Annotated in this window: 17 protein-coding genes; 10 read left to right on the forward strand and 7 right to left on the reverse strand. The window is 69.6% G+C overall.

Going from position 1 to position 19,086, the window contains the following annotated elements; genetic code table 11:
* The first annotated feature begins 195 nt into the window (after positions 1-195).
* Complete coding sequence (locus tag ACFYNU_RS09875) at positions 196-1,389, forward strand: sialidase (protein ID WP_356595397.1); 1,194 nt, start codon at positions 196-198, stop codon at positions 1,387-1,389.
* A gap of 126 nt (positions 1,390-1,515) precedes the next feature.
* On the opposite strand, the gene ACFYNU_RS09880 is transcribed toward ACFYNU_RS09875, so the two are convergent.
* On the reverse strand, positions 1,516-4,323 hold the full coding sequence (locus tag ACFYNU_RS09880; RefSeq protein ID WP_356595395.1) for an ADP-ribosyltransferase: 2,808 nt from the start codon (positions 4,321-4,323) through the stop codon (positions 1,516-1,518).
* A 242-nt stretch (positions 4,324-4,565) separates the two neighbouring features.
* Here ACFYNU_RS09880 and ACFYNU_RS09885 point away from each other — a divergent pair, with 242 nt between their 5' ends.
* Positions 4,566-5,456: an LppX_LprAFG lipoprotein gene (locus tag ACFYNU_RS09885; RefSeq protein WP_356595393.1), complete on the forward strand. Its 891-nt coding sequence runs from the start codon at positions 4,566-4,568 to the stop codon at positions 5,454-5,456.
* Between the two features lie 131 nt (positions 5,457-5,587).
* The gene (locus ACFYNU_RS09890) at positions 5,588-6,043 is read left to right on the forward strand and encodes a hypothetical protein (RefSeq protein ID WP_356595391.1); all 456 of its coding nucleotides are present in this window, start codon (positions 5,588-5,590) and stop codon (positions 6,041-6,043) included.
* 93 nt (positions 6,044-6,136) lie between these two features.
* Here the strand turns inward: ACFYNU_RS09890 and ACFYNU_RS09895 are convergent, their stop codons facing one another.
* Positions 6,137-6,550 carry a hypothetical protein gene (locus tag ACFYNU_RS09895; protein ID WP_031230327.1) on the reverse strand — a complete coding sequence of 138 codons (414 nt, stop codon included), beginning with the start codon at positions 6,548-6,550 and terminating at the stop codon, positions 6,137-6,139.
* Positions 6,551-6,705: 155 nt separating this feature from the next.
* Between ACFYNU_RS09895 and ACFYNU_RS09900 the strand changes: the two genes are divergently transcribed.
* The 4 genes from ACFYNU_RS09900 to ACFYNU_RS09915 all read left to right on the forward strand — a co-directional run bounded on the left by ACFYNU_RS09900 (position 6,706) and on the right by ACFYNU_RS09915 (position 9,415).
* Complete coding sequence (locus ACFYNU_RS09900; protein WP_356595389.1) at positions 6,706-7,542, forward strand: helix-turn-helix transcriptional regulator; 837 nt, start codon at positions 6,706-6,708, stop codon at positions 7,540-7,542.
* Positions 7,539-7,778, forward strand: coding sequence for a DUF397 domain-containing protein (locus tag ACFYNU_RS09905; protein ID WP_356595387.1), 240 nt, complete (start codon positions 7,539-7,541; stop codon positions 7,776-7,778). Before ACFYNU_RS09900 ends, ACFYNU_RS09905 begins: the two co-directional genes overlap by 4 nt.
* An 82-nt stretch (positions 7,779-7,860) precedes the next feature.
* Positions 7,861-8,268 carry a YciI family protein gene (locus ACFYNU_RS09910; protein WP_023539793.1) on the forward strand — a complete coding sequence of 136 codons (408 nt, stop codon included), beginning with the start codon at positions 7,861-7,863 and terminating at the stop codon, positions 8,266-8,268.
* 7 nt (positions 8,269-8,275) lie between these two features.
* Positions 8,276-9,415 (forward strand): DUF6596 domain-containing protein, encoded by a 1,140-nt coding sequence (locus ACFYNU_RS09915; protein ID WP_356595385.1) that lies wholly within the window; start codon positions 8,276-8,278, stop codon positions 9,413-9,415.
* A 9-nt stretch (positions 9,416-9,424) separates the two neighbouring features.
* Here ACFYNU_RS09915 and ACFYNU_RS09920 read toward each other — a convergent pair whose 3' ends face one another.
* Entirely contained in the window at positions 9,425-10,078 is a 654-nt protein-coding gene (locus tag ACFYNU_RS09920) for a class I SAM-dependent methyltransferase (protein ID WP_356595383.1), read from the reverse strand.
* Between the two features lie 25 nt (positions 10,079-10,103).
* Positions 10,104-10,811 (reverse strand): hypothetical protein, encoded by a 708-nt coding sequence (locus ACFYNU_RS09925; RefSeq protein WP_356595381.1) that lies wholly within the window; start codon positions 10,809-10,811, stop codon positions 10,104-10,106.
* A 394-nt stretch (positions 10,812-11,205) separates the two neighbouring features.
* Between ACFYNU_RS09925 and ACFYNU_RS09930 the strand changes: the two genes are divergently transcribed.
* Positions 11,206-11,922: a DUF6333 family protein gene (locus tag ACFYNU_RS09930; protein ID WP_356595379.1), complete on the forward strand. Its 717-nt coding sequence runs from the start codon at positions 11,206-11,208 to the stop codon at positions 11,920-11,922.
* Positions 11,923-12,089: 167 nt separating this feature from the next.
* Positions 12,090-14,522, forward strand: a complete 2,433-nt coding sequence (locus ACFYNU_RS09935; protein ID WP_356595377.1) for a hypothetical protein — start codon at positions 12,090-12,092, stop codon at positions 14,520-14,522.
* An 89-nt stretch (positions 14,523-14,611) separates the two neighbouring features.
* Here ACFYNU_RS09935 and ACFYNU_RS09940 read toward each other — a convergent pair whose 3' ends face one another.
* The gene (locus ACFYNU_RS09940; RefSeq protein ID WP_356595375.1) at positions 14,612-14,785 is read right to left on the reverse strand and encodes a hypothetical protein; all 174 of its coding nucleotides are present in this window, start codon (positions 14,783-14,785) and stop codon (positions 14,612-14,614) included.
* A 1-nt stretch (position 14,786) separates the two neighbouring features.
* Complete coding sequence (locus ACFYNU_RS09945; protein WP_356595373.1) at positions 14,787-14,921, reverse strand: hypothetical protein; 135 nt, start codon at positions 14,919-14,921, stop codon at positions 14,787-14,789.
* A 283-nt stretch (positions 14,922-15,204) separates the two neighbouring features.
* Here ACFYNU_RS09945 and ACFYNU_RS09950 point away from each other — a divergent pair, with 283 nt between their 5' ends.
* On the forward strand, positions 15,205-16,743 hold the full coding sequence (locus ACFYNU_RS09950; protein WP_356595371.1) for a substrate-binding domain-containing protein: 1,539 nt from the start codon (positions 15,205-15,207) through the stop codon (positions 16,741-16,743).
* Positions 16,744-16,762: 19 nt separating this feature from the next.
* Here ACFYNU_RS09950 and ACFYNU_RS09955 read toward each other — a convergent pair whose 3' ends face one another.
* Positions 16,763-19,051, reverse strand: coding sequence for a protein kinase (locus ACFYNU_RS09955; RefSeq protein WP_356595369.1), 2,289 nt, complete (start codon positions 19,049-19,051; stop codon positions 16,763-16,765).
* Positions 19,052-19,086 lie beyond the last annotated feature (35 nt).

A 19,086-nucleotide genomic window follows, 5' to 3' on the forward strand; every position in this document is an offset into this window, starting at 1 on the left:
CAGCGCCGATTCCGACAGTGCCGACGACTCCGAACGGGCACCCCCGCGCGCCCGACTGCGCGCCGTTCGGGTCGCTGTCGGGGACCATCCGGGTGTGCGGCCGGTCGCGCCTCTGAAGGTGGCCAACGAGCGTATCGATGATCAGGTGCGGTCCCGCGAGGACGGGTCCGCACCATCACGAGAGGACACACCCCCATGCGCCGTAGTCGCGCACTCCTGACCGCCGCCCTCACCGCCGGTCTCGCCATCACGCCGCTGGCCTCGGTCTCCGCCGCGCCCGCCAAGGACCCGTCGGTCCTGAGCTGGGGCGCCGGCCGCACCGGCCAGCTCGGCAACGGTGCCACCAAGGACAGCACCACGCCGGTGCCCGTCACCTCCCTCGTCCGTGGCGACGTCGAGCGGATCTCCGCCGGCGGCACCTCCTCGGACGACTCCTTCGCGCTCGCCCTCACCGACGGGGCCGTCAAGGCCTGGGGCCAGAACGCGGAGGGCCAGCTCGGCAACGGCGACCGCACCAACCGCAACGTCCCCACCGACGTGGCGCGTCTGGGTGCCGACATCAAGGATGTCGCCGCCGGTGGTCAGCACGGGCTCGCCCTCGACGGCCAGGGCCGCGTCTACTCGTGGGGCGAGAACACCTACGGGCAGCTCGGCAACAACCGTACGGGCGACGTCCGCGCCATCCCGAACCGCGTCCAGGGCATGCCCAAGGTCAAGCAGGTCTCGGCCGGCTGTGACTTCAGCATGGCGCTCGCCGAGAACGGCAAGGTGTACGCCTGGGGCCGCGGCGTCTTCGGCCAGCTCGGCAGCGGCACCCGCGCCACCAGCTCCGCGCCCCGCGAGATCGAGGGCCTGGAGAACATCACGGAGATCGACGCCGGCTGTCACCACGCGCTCGCGCTGACCGCCGACAAGACCGTGAAGGCCTGGGGCAAGAACTCCTCCGGTCAGCTGGGCGACTCCTCCACGAAGAGCAGCACGCGCCCGGTCGACGTCGACTGGATCGAGAACGTCACGGACATCGAGGCCGGCGCCAACCACAACTACGTCATCACCGACGACGACATGGTCTGGGGCTGGGGCGACAACCAGAACAACCAGCTCCTGGAGGCCGACCCGGCCGCCGCGAAGGACAAGAAGACGCTCGTCAACCGTACGACTCCGATCGAGATCCCCCGTCTGGAAGGCGCCGAGCAGATCGCGGCCGGCGCCCACCACGGCATCGCCGTCTTCGGCGAGGACGTCTTCGCCTGGGGCCACAACGCGGAGGGCCAGCTCGGCAACAACGCGTCCGCCTCGGGCGTCCAGTCGGTGCACACGCTGAACGTCAAGCCGGCGGTCGAGCACGTCGCCGCCTCGCTCGGCGGGAACACCAGCTACGCGTACTGATCCAGCGGGGCTGATCCACTGATCCACCGAGTCCCGGCAGCACGACGGCCCTGTGCGGCGACCTCCCGGTCACCGCACAGGGCCGTACCCGTGGCGGCAGGTCTGGCCGTACGCCTGGCTGTCGGCTCAGCCCACCTGCTTCACCTTGATGACCTTGTACTCCTTGCCACCGATCATCTTCGTCGTCTCGCCGACCTTCTCGAACGCTCCGCCGCGCGGGATGAGGACCTCCGACTCCTGTCCCCGATAGCGGGACAGCGGGTCGATGTTGCGGCCGTTGCCCGTCTCGATTTCGAGCAGGACGTTCTCGCCGCCGGGGATGTTCTTCGCCTCGGTCTTCTTCAAAGCGCGGTCGGCCTTCGCCGGGTCACTGGACGTACTGAGGTACTCGGGGAACTCGACCGCCTCACCCGACGCGAACTTCTTCAGCATCTCGTCCGACATGAACGTCCCGCGATAGAACGTCCCCTCGACCTTGGGCAGATGATCCAGCGCCCGGTCCATGTCGTCCCTGAACTTGTTCGGATCACCGTCACCGTTCGCCGGGTTGCGCAGCCACTTGTTGATCGTCTCTGCCTTGTAGCCCGTGTAGTCGGCGATGGTGAGCGCGTCCTCGGCCGTGAAGTCCTCCGTCATCGGGTTTTCCTTGGCGATCTTCTCGACCGCCTCGGACCATTCCTTACGCCCGTCCTTACCGGCCTTGTAGTCCGGGATGTCGTCCAGGACATTCATCGGCGTCTTGACGGGGCAGCCCTTGAGGTGCGGCGGCTTCGGCTTGGGTTTCGGCTTGGGCTTCGGCTCAGGCTCCGGCTCGGGATCGTCCGGGATCGGCGGGGGCGGCGGGTCGGTGAGCCCGAGCGCGTTGCTGAGCCTGTCCTCCACGTCCTGGTACGTGTCCATACCGGCGAGCGCCGATCCTGACACGGCGCCCGCGAGGTCGAGTTGGGAGACTCCGGACGTCGCCGCGAGCGAGATCCCACTGACGACAACCGGGTTACGGGCGCCGCCCGAGGCGAGCGTGTACCGCCCGCTGCCGGACGCGCCGGGGGTCACGCTGCCGTAGAACGCGACGTTGGTGTTGTCGCGGCAGTCGTCCTTCTTGTCGTCGTCCTCGTCCTCGTCCTTGTCGTCTTCCTTGTCGTCGTCGTCCTTGCCGTCGTCCTTCGTGCAGCCCGTCAGGCCCCACTGCGAGCCGGCACCGGTCGGGTTGCACTCGACCTTGCCGTCGTCCTTGTCCTCGTCGTCGTCTTTGTCGTCGTCCTTGTCCTCGTCCTTGTCGTCCTTGTCGTCCTTGCCGCCGCTGCTGCTCCCGCCGCCGCTGTCAGAACCGCCGCTGCTCTTCTCGGTGCAGCTCTGCATCATTCCCCAGGGGGCCATGACCGGGTTGCACTCGTATTCGGGCTCGTCGTCCTTGTCGTTGTCGTCGTTCTCACCACCGGACGAACCGCCACCGGAGTTTCCGCCACCCGACGAGTCACCACCGGAGTCACCACCGCCGCTGGACGAACCGCCACCGGAGGACCCACCCCCGGAACTGCCGCCGCCGGACGAACCGCCACCGGAGCTACCGCCGCCGGACGATCCACCACCGGAAGACCCACCCCCGGAGCTACCGCCACCCGACGAACCGCCACCGGAAGACCCACCGCCCGAGTCGCCACCACCGGAGTCGCCGCCGCCCGAGTCACCACCGCCCGAGTTCCCACCACCACTGTCGCCGCCGCCGTCAGACCCGCCACCGGAGTCACCACCACCGGAGTCGCCGCCGCCCGAGGATCCGCCGCCGCTGTCGCCCCCGCCAGAGTCACTACCACCGTTGTTGCCGCCACCGTTGTTGCCACCACCGCTGTTACCACCACCTGAGGATCCGCCGCCGGAGTCGTCTCCGTCGGAGTCCCCACCGCTGTCACCTCCACCGGAATCCCCACCGCCGCTGTTGCCACCACCGGAGTCCCCGCCGCCGTTGTTGCCACCACCGGAGTTCCCACCACCGGAGTTCCCACCACCGTTGTTGCCACCACCGGAGTTCCCACCACCGCTGTCGCCTCCGCCGCTGTCACCCCCGCCAGAGTCGCCCCCACCGGAGTCGCCCCCGCCGCTGTCGCCTCCGCCGCTGTCACCCCCGCCAGAGTCACCGCCACCGGAGTCACCGCCACCGTTGTCCCCGCCGCCGTTGTCCCCGCCACCACTTCCACCGCTGTTGCCACCGCCACCGGAGTTCTCACCACCGCCGGAGAGGCCACTGGAGTCGCCCCCGTCCCCGACCATGGTCGACTCGCAGTCGCCGCCGACGATGTTGCAGACCGCCGTCTGGAGACCGACCGCGACCTGTGTTCCGACGCCGGTCATCATCAGCGCGGCGATGATCAGGGCCACCAGGCCGACCATGCCCACGTACTCGACCGTCGACTGACCGCGATTCCGGCGCCACTTGATCAGGTGCGGGACCGACACGACGCCGTCCCGCCGCAGCCGTTCAAGCGTCCAGCGCGGCCTCGGCGCCCGCTGCTCCGCCGGGAGTTCGAACCAGGCCCGGCTCGCACCCACGCTCGCCAACGCCAACAGGGCTCCCGGCAGCAGCAGTTGACTGAGTCCGCGCGCCGACCCGGCGTACAGATTGACGACGCTGCCGATCAAGAGCCAAGCCTGGAGTGCGATCAGGGTGAACCAGACCGCTCTGCCCCCGGTCCACAGCCGCCGCGCCAGCACAACAGCCACGAACCCCGGCACCATCGCATACGCCGCCGCCAGACTGAGCGCGGGCGTGATCCGAGTCCCCAGCTCCAGCAGCGAGTTGAGTACGCCGATGCCGCCCAGCAGTGTGAGGGCGAACATCAGGTACAGCAGGATCCGCGTCACGGCGAGCGAGCGCGGCAACTCCCAGCGGCGCTGAGGCGTACCGACCTGGAACGTCAGTACCTGTGAGTCCGACACGCGAAACCCTTCCCACCCAACGCTGAAGATCCCCCGGGCCCCAGGCATCCAGCCGTGGAGCGTCAGTCGGCACGTTACGGACGTACAAGACCCAATCCGAAGGGCCCACGGACCCACCACAGGGCCCACTCGCAGGGCGAGCTGATACCGATCGGCCACGCGTGTACGCGCCGTCCACGGGCAGACGGTTCATCAGATGAAGGTCGACGGTTGACCGAGGCTACGCAACGGAGGAGATCCTGATGGAACGGCCGAGCAATCGTAGGCGCGTCGTAGCGACAGCAGTGGTCGGTGGCCTGGTGGCGGTGACCCTGGCGGGCTGCGGCGGCGGTGGCGGCTCCGACAGCGGCAAGAAGACCAAGAGCGCCGGCGGTGCGGACAGCGAGAAGCAGTCGACGCAGGCCGTACAGGCCACGCACCACAAGACCACCGGCGCCAAGACCGCCAAGCTGACGCTCGCCACCGAGGTCAAGGGCGCCGGCGAGCAGGCATCCGCCACCGGTGCCGGAGTAGTCGATCTGGCCGCCGGCAGCAGCGAGGTCACGCTCACCTCCCAGGGGCAGGAGCTGAAGCAGCGCACCTTGGACGGGATGGTCTACCAGCAGCCGCCGGCCGGGTCCGGGAGCGGCCTGCCCGACGGCAAGTCCTGGATGAAGATCGACCTGAAGAAGCTGGCCGAACAGCAGGGCGCGGGTGGTGCGGGTGCCGGGGGTGTCAGCGATCCGGCCGCCTCGTTCTCGTACACCAAGGGCATCTCGGACAAGAATGTGAAGAAGGTCGGCCCTTCGACCGTCGACGGTGAGAAGACCACGCACTACCGGGTGACGGTGGATGTCGACGCCCTCGCGAAGGACAACACCGAGCAGACCCGGAAGCTGAAGGAACAACTCGGCGCCACACTCCCGCTGGACATCTGGCTGGACGACGACGGGCGGCTGCGGCAGCAGAAGATGGAGCTGACGATCAAGCGGCCCGCGGGCGAGACCGAGGGCCCCGCCCAGGTCGCCGTCCTCACCACGCTCAAGCTCAGTGACTTCGGTACGGACGTGAACGTCACCGCACCTGCCGCCAAGGACACGGTCGACGTGACCGCCAAACTCGCGAAGCAGGGCAGCGAGACCCAGGCCGGCTAGGCACGGCGTCACGCCGCCGCGCCGCGCAACGCCCGACGGCGCGGCGGCGGACTCGACGGTGGAGTTGAGTCGTTGAACCGTTCACGGCGCGGACCCGTTGCCTCCAGAACAACTTGGAGAGGGGAACACCGATGCCCAGCAACCAGCCAAAGACTCCACTGCAAAAGGTGCAGGACGCCTACGCCGGGGCCTACTACGAGTGGCAGGCGGTGGCTGAAAGCAAGCAGCAGCTTCAGACCCAGATGGCCTCGCCGTCGGCGATCAACGAGGCGGGCCAACGTGAGCAGCAGGCCCAGCAGGTCGCGGGCGGGTACTACGAAGCGGTCCAAGCGTTCCAGAGCGCGAATGTGCGGACGGCGAGCGATCTACGGAACCAGCCCCAGGCCCAGCTGGCCTACAACACTGCACGCGATACGCACGCGGCATATATCGAGCGCTATCCCACGCCGCCTGGACAGTCGAGCATTGCCCAGGGTGCTGCGATGACGAATCAGATGGCCGCCGGTCAGGGTCAGAGTTACGCACAGCAGCCATCAGGACAGACACAGGGCCCGTCCCAGACGTCCCGCCGTGGTCGGGGGCAGTAGGCCGCGCCTGGGGGTCGGTTCGCGAATCCAGCAGAGAAGGGCCTCGGGGCAACCGGAGGCCCTTCTTGTCGTCACGAGCCGTCCCCGTCGGGCCTAGAAAGACATGGGACGGCCGAAAAGTGCGGCAGCCGCGTTGCGCAGGATCGCCGGGTGGACGAAGCGTCCGGAGTCGGCCGGGGGGCAGTACCAGAACAGCGGCCACGTCTCACCGCTCAGCGCCGGGACCGGTACGTAACTCACCCTCCCGCTGCCGGAGTTGAATCGCGTGACGCCCGGCGCCCACACCCTGTTCGCCGTACTCCCGGGCGGGAGATAGAAGTACACCGCCCGCGCGCCGTTGGATTCGGTGACGATCGGGCCGGGGTCGCCCGCGGTGATGGAGTCCATCATGTCGGCGAGCCGTCGCCCTTCATCTCCGTCGACGCGCACCGCGTCGAACCAGACCCCGGCTTTTCGGAGTTGGAAGCCTGAGTTGGGGAGCCAGGAACCCTCATTTTCTGTAATCACGCAGACATTCTGCGTAGTCACGGCTAGCGTTTCTATGGGCCGATGCAAGCCGTCGGACACCGGTTGACCTGCAAGGACTCACTTCACGTGGGGTTGAATTCGGGCGAGATCAGTTGTGACCGGTTGAGTCCGGTTGAGTCGAAATGGGGATCGCAATGGCGCGAGCAGAGAACAAGGAAACGGCGGGTCCGGCGACCCGATTGGTGGCACACATCGCCCGTCTCATGCGGCTGCGAAAGGGGCTGACGCAGACGGAAATGGGCGTCCAGATCGGCTTCTCGGCGGCGGCGGTGAGCGCGATGGAGACCAACGCCCAACCCGCGAGCGACGAGATGCTGGTGGCGATGGAACACGCGATCGGGGACGACATCGGCATCTTCTTGGCGGCGCGGGACTATGTCCGACTGGACAAGTATCCGGAGCAGTTCAAGAACTACGCGTTGCTGGAGCAGGAGGCGATGAGCCTGCGGCTGTACGCGACGCTGGTCGTGCACGGGCTGTTCCAGACGAAGGCGTACGCGCGGGCGCTGATCGGCGGCGGCTATCCGCCGTTGTCCGACGAGCGGGTGGACGAGTTGGTCGAGGCGAGGATGACGCGCAGTGCGCTGCTGGAACGGGACCCGGTGGCGCTGATCGAGGTCATCCTGGAGGAGTCGGTATTACGCCGCGCCATCGGCAGTCAGGAGGTCATGCGTGACCAACTTCTGCACTTGGCGGAGTGCGCGAAGCGTCGTAACGTGACGCTCCAGGTGCTGCCGCTCGACTGCGGTCTGCTGGGCGAATACGCAGGCGGTCACGGCGAGATGACCTTGGTGGAAACCCCGGGCCATGACCACTTGGTCTACTTCGAGGTGCAGGAGGAGAGCCTGCTCATCTCCGACCCGGCAAAGGTGAGCACCTACGCCCAGCGCCATGCGAAAATCCGATCACAGGCCCTGGGTCCTCGGGAATCGCTGGGCCTCATCGAACGGTTGGCAGGAGATCTGGAATGACCAGCACCTTGCGTTGGTTCAAGTCGAACTACAGCAACGCCAGCGGCGGTAACTGCGTGGAGGTCGCCCTCGACTGGCGTAAGTCAAGCCGCAGCAACGCCAGCGGCGGCGAATGCGTCGAGGTCGCCACCTGCCCCCACTCCGTCCACGTCCGCGACTCCAAGATCGCCGACGGGCCCACGTTCTCGGTCGATCCGGCCGCCTGGACAAGATTTCTCAAAAATCTCGGCGGGTGATGTCGAGAAGCCGTGGCCCGCTCCGTCCCCGGTGTGAACGCGACCAGAATGGGTGGTCGCACCAGCATCGAGGAGAACGACCATGGCCAAGTACCTGCTGCTCAAGCACTACCGCGGCGCCCCGGCTGCCGTGAACGACGTCCCCATGGACCGGTGGACGCCCGAGGAGATCACGGCCCACGTCTCGTACATGGAGGACTTCGCCCGCCGCCTCGAAGAGACCGGCGAGTACGTGGACGACCAGGCGCTCTCGCCCGAGGGGACGTTCGTCCGGTACGACGGTGAGGGGCGGGCGCCGGTCACCGACGGGCCGTTCGCCGAGACCAAGGACGTCATCGCCGGGTGGATGATGATCGACGTCGACAGCTACGAGCGCGCCGTCGAGCTGGCCGGGGAGCTGTCCGCCGCCCCCGGCGCGGGCGGGAAGCCGATCCACGAGTGGCTTGAGCTGCGTCCGGTCATGGGCTCCCACCACACCGTCACCGAGTAGTTCACTCGTGGACGACGTACTGCTGCGCAGCCTCACACCGGGCGTGCTCGCCGTCCTCGTCCGCCGCGGAGCCGACTTCGCGGCGGCCGAGGACGCCGTACAGGAAGCCCTGGTCGAGGCGGTACGGGTGTGGCCGGCCGATCCGCCCAGGGACGCGAAGGGCTGGCTGGTCACCGTCGCCTGGCGGAAGTTCCTCGACGCGGCGCGGGCGGACACCGCGCGGCGTCGGCGTGAGGACCTGGTCGACGAGGAGCCGGTGCCGGGGCCCGCGCCGACCACGGACGACACGCTTCAGCTCTACTTCCTGTGCGCGCACCCGTCGTTGACGCCGTCGTCCGCCGTCGCGCTCACGCTGCGCGCGGTCGGCGGGCTGACCACCCGGCAGATCGCGCAGGCGTATCTCGTGCCCGAGGCGACGATGGCGCAGCGCATCAGCCGGGCCAAGCGCACCGTGTCGGGCATACGGTTCGACCGGCCCGGTGATGTCTCCACCGTGCTGCGCGTGCTCTACCTCGTCTTCAACGAGGGCTACTCCGGGGACGTCGACCTCGCCGCCGAGGCGATCCGGCTCACCCGGCAGCTCGCCGCCACGATCGACCATCCGGAGGTGTCGGGGCTGCTCGCGCTCATGCTGCTGCACCATGCGCGGCGTGCCGCCCGTACCGCGCCCGACGGGAGCCTCGTGACGCTCGCCGAGCAGGACCGCGGGCTGTGGGACACCGCGATGATCGCCGAGGGGGTCGGGATCCTCCAGGCGGCGCTCGTACGCGACCGGCTGGGGCAGTTCCAGGCGCAGGCCGCCATCGCGGCGCTGCACGCGGACGCGCCCGTCGCCGAGGAGACGGACTGGGTGCAGATCGTGGAGTGGTACGACGAACTCGTACGTCTGACGGACAGCCCGGTCGTACGGCTCAACCGCGCGGTCGCGGTCGGCGAGGCCGACGGGCCGCGTGCCGGGCTCGCGGCGCTCGCCGTGCTTGACGACGCGCTGCCTCGTCACACGGCGGTGGCGGCGTACCTCCACGAACGGGACGGGGACATCGCGCTCGCCGCGCGGCTGTACGCCGAGGCGGCCCACCAGGCGCCCAACCTCGCCGAACGCGCCCATCTGACCCGCCAGGCGGCCCGCCTCAACGCCCGCCTCTAGCAAGCCCCTTCAGGGCTTCTCCGGCTTGCGGGCCACCAGGCAGGCCTGCGGTCTGTTCGCCAGGCCGCCCGGCTCCTGCACCAGCTTCGCTGTGACGACGAGTCCGGCCTGTTCCAGCAGGCCGGACACGCGGTCCAGGGGCAGGAGATGCGACTCGTAGGACACCGGAAGTCCATAGCCCTTCGTCGGCCGCAGCCGTTCGTCACCGACGTAGTCCCCCCAGAGCAGATGGCCGCCGGGCGCGAGTGTGCGGTGGAACTCGGCGAACACCGCGGGCAGCCACTCCGGGGGTGTGTGGTGGGTGGAGTACCAGGCCAGGACGCCGCCCAGCTCGTCGTCCGCCGTATCCAGGGCCGTCATCGAGCCCTCGGTGAAACGCAGTTGGGGGTAGGCCTCGCGGGCCAGCCCGATCATCTTCGGTGACAGATCGACCCCGAAGGCGGACACGCCCAGCCCGGCCAGATGCGCCGTCACACGGCCGGGGCCGCACCCGACGTCCGCGACCGGCCCCTGACCGGCCGTCCGTACGAGTTCGGCGAATCCCGCCAGCATCGCGCGGGACAGCGGGTCCATCTCGGCCGGGAGCGGGACGCGTTCGACGTAGGCGGTGGCGACGGTGTCGTACGACTCGCGGACGGCGGTCAGGAAGGAGGGCTCGGCCATGCGGGCAACCCTAGGCCGGAGCCCGTCACTTGTCGGAGTCGAGATCCAGGCACAGCACGAGCACGCAGAGTCCCGGGTCCTGCTCCTGCGGCGGCTCGGCGCTCGGGGGCGGCGGCGCGGGCGCGGGGGCGGTGGGCTCGTTCGGCTGCTGGGTGGGGTCCTCGGCGACCGGCGGTGTGTCGGGGGTCGTGGGGGTCCCCGGCTCCGTCTCCGGCTGCGGGTCCGCCGTGGGGCGCGACGCGTCCGGTGTGCTCGGCGGCGGGGTCTTGCGCTTCGCGGGGGCGTCCACGGGGGTGATCGCGGTCGCGCTGCCCGGGGAGTTGTCGCCCCTGGGTGCCTTCGCGGGACCGTTGCCGCTCTCGGAGTGGCGCGGGTCGTGCGTACGGGGCCGTTCCGTGTCCGACTCCGAGCCGGCGTCGACCGAGCCCGCCGACGAGGTGGACGGAGCGGTCGACGGGTCGGGCACCGTGGACGCCTGGGCCTGGCTCGCGGAGGGCCGGGACGACGGCATGAAGGCGAGGGTCAGCCCGCCGCCGACGAGCGCGACGGTCGACGCCACGACGGCTCGGCGCCGCTGCTTCTTCCAGTCCGCCAGCCGCCGACGACGCGCGGCACGGCCGGTCGCGGAACGGGTGGCGGGGCCGACCGGTACGTCCGCGTCCGGCTCGGTGAAGTTCGCGTCGGGGAAGCCCGGGAACGCGTCGAACTCCCGCGTGTGGGATATCTCGGCCATCACCGCGACCGTCGACGGGGTGTGGTGACGGTGCGAGCCGGCGGGTGCGATGTCAGGGGCGTACGCACCACAACCGGGGCACACGAAAACCCCGTTGAGCGTCCGACGGCACGTCGAGCAGTAGTCCATCCCGCGATCTTTCTGTGCTGACTGTGCCGTCTGGAAACCGACGACCGGTCTGGTTTCGCACTCAGGATCGAGCGCGCAACAACCTAACGGCAACTCCGGGAGGCTGTGCGAACCCTGTGTGTCGCTCCTGCGAAGATCGCGAACCGGTACTGAGACCCCGCGCGGGGTCCGCCGGGGTCCCGGGGCGAATGACCCGGGATCTGCCGGGTCCCGGGTCGAACGTGCCCAGGCGTCGGGGCCGTTGACGGCCGCTACGGTGGCGCGCATGACCAACACCGATTACTGGACCTCCGCACCGGACCGGATGGTGCGCGGCTCGATGGGCCTGTGTCATCTGACCGTGGCCCAGGGGCCGTTCAACGTGGACGCCCGCAGCCTTCCTGCCCAGGACCCGGCGCGGGCACGCGCGTTCGCCGAGTCCTTCGAGGGAATCGAGGAGGTTCTGGAGGACCTCGGGCCGTGCTCGGCACTGACGCCGCTGCCGTCGCGCGTGCGCGCCGATCTCGACGTCGTCCACGCCGCCGCGTGGGGCGGAATGCTGAGCATCGTGAATCCGGCGTTCGCGACCGACGGCAACGACGAGCCGTTGCGGGCGGCGGCCGAGGGGCTGCGCGAGCGGTTCCCCGACGCGCGGATCGTGGGCCGGGTCGCCTACCACGGCGGCATGGAGCACACCGAGGACATCGTGTGGCTGCCGGACGGGGCGATGTTCCACGCCTCCGGCTGGCCCGGGGACGAGCCGTTCGTCGTCTCCGGCGACCCGCGGGCCGTCATCGCCTCCCTGGAGCTGAAGGGGTGGCAGCTCGACACCGCGGGCGTCGACCTGCGCGAGGCCGCGAACGAGGTCGAGTGGGCGCGGCTGGCGGGGCTGGCGCTGGGTCCGTCGGATCCGTGGGGGTGGGAGGAGATGGAGGGGACGGCGTTCCGTGTGAGGCATGCGGAGGACGCGGTGCGGACGATGGAGAACCTGTACTTCGTGTGAACTTGCGTGCTGTGGACTGGAGTTGATACGTAGCCGACACGCGGGCGACACGCCTTAACCCTTCTTTATTTGGGACTTGTCGCGTCTATGGTGGCCGGGCGGCGCGCTTACGACACGGGGGCCCCTCGCGCCGCCCACGCCCCCTCGTCAGAGGGAAAGACAAGCTCTTGAATCACACACTCCGCATACCGTCCAGGTGGCGGTTGGCGGCCCGCTTCACGGCTGCTGTCGGCCTTGCCGCCGCCGTCACCGTGACCGGACTGCCCGCCGTCGAGACCGCCCAGGCTGCCGGTCCACCCGTCTCGGCGAAGATGAAGCCCGGCTCGGGCAAGCGCTGCGACACCCGCAACGGCTTCCCCGCCGCCGACAAGACACCGGCGAACTCGGGATTCCCCGACGACCCCACCGGCATGATCCACAAAGACAGGGCGCTGCCGAAGAACTTCGAGTTCGACCTTCCCGGGCAGGCGTACGACGGGCTGACCACCCCGACGCCCGCCGAGAAGAAGAAGGCCCTGTCCCAGGTTCCGGACGACCCGGCCAAGAACGTCGCCGCCTGGAAGAAGATCGCCGACGCGTCGGGGAAGCCCGCCGACCGTGCGATGGAGATCTACGCCCGGTACTTCGCGAACAAGGAGAACCTGACCTTCAAGCACTGGTTCGACAAGCGGTACATCCGCAACCAGGTCAACAACCACAAGGGCTCCGGCTACGAGCGCCAACTGGTGCGCGACTACAAGCTGATCGGCCCGGACTGGCTGTGCGAGGTCACCGTCGAGCTGTTCGACAAGGACGGCAACAAGGTCGGCGAACGCCGCTACGACGCGTACAACAAGGTGAAGAAGGAGTTCAACGAGTTCAAGTCGAACTCGAAGCTGACCACGAAGCAGCTCGCGAACGACCGGATCGTCGCGCGGTCGATGCCGGACAGCACCTTCCGCTACACCGGCGCGAAGAAGTTCACCTCCGGCCAGGCGAAGCACATCGCCGACCTGGAGAAGGACGTGCGCGAGATGCGCAACGGGAAGACCGGCCAGGTCCGGGGCAACCAGCGGATGTACAACCCGGTCCCCAAGACCACCCCGATCCGCGGGTACTCCGACCATCAGCGCTGGTTCGCCCCCGCCTGCCAGACCGGCCCCCAGCAGATGGCGGCCGGCGCCAACAACTGCGGCACCCGGGGCCCGGCCAACGAGCGCGCCCTGTCCTCCGGCAAGACCCTGGAGGAGGCGAAGCGCTTTCAGCGGGACGCCAACCGTCTCGACACGAGGGGCACACTCCCCAGGGGCGGTCCGGGCGGCGTCGACTTCACCACCCTAGAACTCCGTTACGTCGGCGGGCTCGGCAAGGGCAAGGGCATGTCGTACTCGATGAAGGCCGACCAGATGCCCGACCCGGACAACAACCCCGGCTTCGGCGGTGAGGTCCGGATGCAGCTCTCCTCCGACGCGCTGTTCACCTGGCTGGCGCTGACCCCCGAGAAGTTCTGGGTGAACCTGAACCCGGACGAGCCGGACCGGGTCATGGACGCGAAGTTCGGCAAGACCGACGCCGGCCGCGTACTCCTGGAGGCCGACCTGGAGATGAAGCACGACTTCAGCGAGGCCGTGAACCCGGACAAGCACCCCGGGGCCAAGCGGTACTGGGACACGGCGCCGCGCAGGGACGGCATTCCGTGCTTCCCGGGTGTGCGGATGTGGATCGAGCCGAAGCCCGCCCAGGTCCGTGAGGAGGACGGCGGGATCTACATCCTCGACGCGCCCCTCAAGGTCAGCACGCAGTGGCTCGATGTGGAGCACACCGAGCCCGGCTCCACCGAGTGCAAGGACCTGTCCGACGCCGAGAAGAAGGCGATCGAGCAGTCCATCGCGACGAATGTGATGCCGGTCGTGGAGGAGCGCATCAACACCGACCGCGACTACGCCGACCTGCGGGCCGTGTACACCGCCCGCGTCGCCGCCGAGTACATCAGGCAGCAGGACGCGAAGTCGCCCACGGACTTCCACGAGATCATCAACAGTGACGACGCGACCCCGTGGTCGCTGCGCGCCCCGCACGAGGACTGGACCCGCGAGCAGGTCTGGAACCGCTACATGGACTCGATCAAGAAGGGGATCGAGTGGTTCGAGCTGGAGTACGGCGGCAAGGTCTACAACCAGGGAGTCGGCGGCGTCGACTTCTCCAAGCAGCCGAAGCGGAACATCTCCAAGGCCCAGTTCGACACGGAGAACCGGGACCTCGACAACACCACCACCAACTCACGCAAGTCCGACGACGCTTCCTACCGGGACCTGGACACGCTCTACCTCGGAGCGGGCCCGGCGGTCCCCGGCAGCGGTGAGGACCCGGGCGGCGACCCCACGCCGACGCCGTCGGACACCGGCAAGCCGACCGACCCGCCGTCGTCGCCCGCCCCGGATCCCGGTGACAGCGGCACACCGACTCCGCCCGGGAACAAGCCGGACCCTGACGGCGACCTCGCCGACACCGGCAGCGACACCCCGGTCGGCCTCATCGCGGGCATCGCCGCCGCTCTCGCGGTGGCCGGCGGCACCCTGGTGTGGTGGATGCGCCGACGCCGGGCGGCCGTCCAGGAGTAGCCCGGAGGGACAGCAGGCAGAGTGAAGGGCTCCACCCGAAGTACGGGTGGAGCCCTTTCCGCTTCCTGCGACGGAGTGCGGCGGCGCCGTCAGACGAGGGCGAAGCCCGCCGACGCCACCGCCACCGCGACGGCGAAGCAGAGCAACCAGATCCCGCCCTGACGGCCGGTCGAGCCCTTTCCGTAGGTGCGGGCGGTCAGCCGGCTCACCAGCGCGATACCCACACCGATGACGATCAGGATCACTCCCAGAACTGTGGCCATCTCAGTTCCCCCTGCCGTACTTGTTCCAGATCCCGTATCCGAACATGGCGATCACGAAGCCGAAGATGAGCAGGACGACCACCACCCCGGCCGTCCCCTCCGGGATCCACGCACCACGACCGTCTGCCAGCTCCACCGGGCTCTCCCCTCTGCCGCGCCGTACCCGCCAAATCTGGAAGGGCCGGCCCCGCTCGCGGGGTGCTCCCCTTCCACGGGGGCGCATACCCGGTTCCCACGCCCGAACGCAGCGGTCGACCCCCTTCCTGCCCCCGGCGGGCCCGGCCGCCCGCGCCCCCAAATCGCCCTGGGGGAACGGCTCATGAACATCCGTCATCGAAACAACGACCCGTACTGACGTTCCCTCCACAGCCACCTACCGTCACCTCACGGGGTCGGAGAGTGCCGGGGGGCAGCAGGTCATGGAGTGGTTCAGCGGAGAGAACGTATTCGCCGTGTTCTCCACCCTGCTGGGTGTGCTGACCTCGGTCGGAGTGGTCTGGTACGAGCGCCGGGTGCCGCGTCGCAAGCGGATCGGCTACCGCGTGCAGATGGACACCGCCATCGGCAGCGCCGTCCGCTCGGGCCACACGAACGTACGCCTCGGGCTGTTCGACGACGACCCGGACATGGCCGACGCCACCCTCGTACTGCTCCGGCTGGAGAACGACGGCTCGCAGACGATCGCAGTGGAGGACTACACCTCGCCCGACGTCCACGGGCTGAGCGTCACCTTCACCGGCCGCACCATCAAGGGGGTCGCCGTCACGCTGCCGACGGCGGACCGCCATCTGATGTCGCACTTCAACCATGTGCGGGGCCTGCGCAGCGACGGCAGCGTGCTCACCGTCCCGAAAGTCCCCCTCAACAAGGGGCAGCACTACAAGCTGCTGGTGCTGCTGACCGGCGGCGAGGTCGGCGAGGAAGTCGCCGTCACCGGCGGGATCTCCGAGGGTGAGCTGGTCGTCAACCGCGCCATCGCGCCCGACCAGGCACCGCCCCTGTTCAGCCGCCAGGCCCGGCTCATCACCATCCTGCTGACGGTCTGCGTCGTGACGCTCGCCTCGATCATCGTCCTGCGCGGCAACGGGCGAGGCAGCCCGATGGGCTGCGAGAAGGGCACGCTGACCGTCACCGGGTCGACCGCGTTCGAGCACACGGCTCGGCAACTGGCCACGAAGTACGAGGAGGACTGCCCCGGTTCGGAGATCAGGGTGGACGCCGACGGCAGCGCGGCCGGTGTACGGGAACTGGCCACCAGCGCCTCGAAGTCCGTCGTCACCCTCTCCGACGGTCCGAAGCCCGCCGGCTTCCCCGACCTGGTCGAACACCGCGTCGCCGTCTCGGTGTTCACGATGGTGGTCAACGACGACGTGCCGTTCGACGGGCTCAGCACCGACACGGTCAAACGCATCTACGAGGGCAAGGCACGCAACTGGAACGAGGTCCGGGGCCCCGACGGTGCTCCCGGCCCCGACCTGCCCATCAAGCTCATCAGCCGCACCGAGGGCTCGGGCACCCGCGACATCTTCGAGCGCAAGATCCTCGCCGGCAAGGAGAACGAACAGGACGTCCACACCGTCGAGGACTGCCGAGGGGAGGCCGACCCGGCGCGGCCGACGTTCCGCTGCGAACTCGACAAGACCGACCAGGTGGTGGACACGGTCAGGGGCGTGCCGGGCGCGATCGGCTACAGCGAACTCCGCTCCAGCACCGGCAAGGACGGCCTGCACCGGCTGGCCCTGGACGAACAGCCGCCCTCCGTCGACGACATCGCGGACAGCGACTACCCGTACCGGGAGATCGAGTACGGCTACACGTACGGCCGCCCGGGACCCGACACACTCGCCTCCAGCTTCCTCAACTTCCTGATCAGGACGGGCGGTCAGGACGTGGTCCGGGAGGAAGGGCATCTGCCGTGCGGGACGCCCGAGGCGCTGAAGATCTGCGCCGAGGAGTAGGGGCCGTCCCCCCGCCCGGTCACGGCACATGTGCCGACAGCACCGTGCCGTCGGCGAACGCCAGGAACAGCGCGCCGCCCGACACCAGCACCCGCGTGGGCGCCTCGTTGTCGGGCCAGCCCTCGAACGCCCGTGACACCGTGGTCTCTTCACCGGAGGACAGCGCCAGGCTCCGCAGGCCGTCCGGGCCCGTGATCAGGAGCCGGTCGCCCGCCACCACCGCGATGTCGCCCTTCGCGTAGTCCGTCGTCCACAGGCGCTCGCCGGTCTTCGTGTCGTGGGCGGCCAGCCCCCGGGGGACGATCCCGTTGCCGTTGGCCGGGACGAAGACCGTGCCCCGGTGGCCGTACGCCTGAGGGAGGGGCGCGAAGTACACGCCCGCCTCCTTCAGCGTGCCGCTGTCCCTCATCACCCGGTCGTCACAGGACACGTACTCGCCGCCCTCGGCCTGTGCGGTACACCCGTGCGGGACCGTGGCCAGCGTCTTACCGGTGGCGGGGTCGAGCGAGTAGCTGTCGGTGGGGCTGCTGAGGAAGAGACGGTCGCCGTCGGCGACGACGTCCAGGGTCTGCGGGTACGCCCTGTTGATCTGCCGCTCCCACACCGGCTCGTGGCTGTCCGCCTCGAACGCGCGGAAGAGCATGTTGCCCGCCGCGCCCTCCCCCGACGCACCCTCGAACGAGGTGAAGACCCGGCCCCCGCTCAGCCGGACCGTCGCCGGCCGGTAGCCGGGGTCACCGGACAGCCGGGCGACGAGCTTGCCGTCCGCGCTGTCCAGCACCGTGAAGCCGTCGCCGTCCGGCGACAGCGTGTAGACGCGCTCCCCGTCCATCTCGACCCGGCCGAAGGTGGAGACGCCCGGCACCGTGCCCTTCGCCGGATAGCGCCACTTGGGGGTGCCGTCCGAGGCGTCACGGGCCTCCAGCCACACCTCCGCCCGCTCCTGGTAGCGCCACTCGCCCCGGGAGTACGAGCAGACGAGTGTGGTGCCGTTGAGCGCGCAGCCTCTCGGTTCGCCGGGCGCGCCGGACTCCTGGGGCGACTGGGGCTCCCCCGGCTCCTGGGGCGGCTTGGACCAGGGCGACCAGCCGTCGGGGGCCTTCGCGCGGTCCGTCGCGTCCGGGCCGAAGTCGCTCATCCCGCTGGTGACGGTGGCGGCGGTGGGTGGCGGCTCCGACGAACCGCCACCGGCGCCCGATCCGTCGGCGGAGTTGTCGCCGGAGCCGTCGCCCCACGTCGTGATCAGGACCGCCGCCACCGAGCCCAGCACGGCCGCGGCGCCGAGGCCGACCGCCCACCTCAGCCGGGTGCGGCGCGGGGCGACCGGCGGCGGTGACGCCGGCTCCGGTTCCACCACGGGCGCCGGTGGCGGCGCCAGCAGTGCCCGGCCCACCGCGACCTCGTACTCGCCGATCTGCCGCCGTACGCCCTCCGGCCACGGAAAGGCCCCCTCGCGCGGGGCCGGTGCCACCCCCGGACGCGCGGCGGCGGCCCCTGCCGGGTCCAGCACCCGCAGCAACTCGTCCGTCGTCGGGCGCTGTCCGGGATCCGTCCGCAGACAGGAGGCGATCACCTCCCGCAACTCCTCCGGCACGCGCGACAGATCGGCCCCGCCCCGCGCGATCCGGCTGACGACCGCCGCCAACTCGGTGTCGTGGAAGGGCCCTTGGCCCGTCGCGGCGAAGCACAGCACCGCGCCCAGACAGAACACGTCCGACGCCGCCGTCACACTGCGGTCCGCCGCGACGTGCTCCGGCGACATGAAGCCCGGCGAGCCGACCATGACGCCGGTCGCCGTGAGCGCGGTCGCGTCGTACGCCTGGGCGATACCGAAGTCGATCAGACGTGGCCCGGCGCCGCCGAGGATGACATTGCCCGGTTTCAGATCGCGGTGCACGAGCCGCGCGCCGTGCACGGCGGACAGGCCGCGTGTCAGATCCGCGCCCAACTCCCGTACGGCCGCGACCGGCAGCGGACCTGACCGGTCCACGGCCTCGTCCAGCGAGGGGCCGACGACATACTCGGTCGCCAGCCAGGGCCGCTCGGCGGCCGGGTCGGCGTCGACGAGCGCGGCGACGTACGGGCTGCGTACCGCCCGCGCGGCCTGCGCCTCACGGCGGAAGCGGAGCCTGAACTCCTCCTGGAACGCCAGATCCTGACGGGTCGTCTTCACCGCGACCAGCTCGTACGGCCCACCGCCGGGCGGCAGCCCGAGATGGACCGTGCCCATACCGCCGGAGCCGAGCCCGGCGATCAGCCGGAAGGGACCGATGTCGGGCGGGGTGATGGCGTCCAGCGGGCGCAGCACGGCGTCAACTCCTCGTGGTGGCGGGGTTGTTCACT

The organism is Streptomyces sp. NPDC006643, assembly GCF_042870175.1.
In the GTDB taxonomy this organism is placed as follows: Bacteria; Actinomycetota; Actinomycetes; order Streptomycetales; family Streptomycetaceae; genus Streptomyces.

Bases quoted from the DNA above. Each gene is read 5' to 3' on its own strand.
- ACFYNU_RS09875 (WP_356595397.1), top strand. From the start codon at position 196: ATGCGCCGTAGTCGCGCACTCCTGACCGCCGCCCTCACCGCCGGTCTC.
- ACFYNU_RS09885 (WP_356595393.1), top strand. From the start codon at position 4,566: ATGGAACGGCCGAGCAATCGTAGGCGCGTCGTAGCGACAGCAGTGGTC.
- ACFYNU_RS09890 (WP_356595391.1), top strand. From the start codon at position 5,588: ATGCCCAGCAACCAGCCAAAGACTCCACTGCAAAAGGTGCAGGACGCC.
- ACFYNU_RS09900 (WP_356595389.1), top strand. From the start codon at position 6,706: ATGGCGCGAGCAGAGAACAAGGAAACGGCGGGTCCGGCGACCCGATTG.
- ACFYNU_RS09905 (WP_356595387.1), top strand. From the start codon at position 7,539: ATGACCAGCACCTTGCGTTGGTTCAAGTCGAACTACAGCAACGCCAGC.
- ACFYNU_RS09910 (WP_023539793.1), top strand. From the start codon at position 7,861: ATGGCCAAGTACCTGCTGCTCAAGCACTACCGCGGCGCCCCGGCTGCC.
- ACFYNU_RS09920 (WP_356595383.1), bottom strand. From the start codon at position 10,078: ATGGCCGAGCCCTCCTTCCTGACCGCCGTCCGCGAGTCGTACGACACC.
- ACFYNU_RS09925 (WP_356595381.1), bottom strand. From the start codon at position 10,811: ATGGCCGAGATATCCCACACGCGGGAGTTCGACGCGTTCCCGGGCTTC.
- ACFYNU_RS09930 (WP_356595379.1), top strand. From the start codon at position 11,206: ATGACCAACACCGATTACTGGACCTCCGCACCGGACCGGATGGTGCGC.
- ACFYNU_RS09940 (WP_356595375.1), bottom strand. From the start codon at position 14,785: ATGGCCACAGTTCTGGGAGTGATCCTGATCGTCATCGGTGTGGGTATC.
- ACFYNU_RS09950 (WP_356595371.1), top strand. From the start codon at position 15,205: ATGGAGTGGTTCAGCGGAGAGAACGTATTCGCCGTGTTCTCCACCCTG.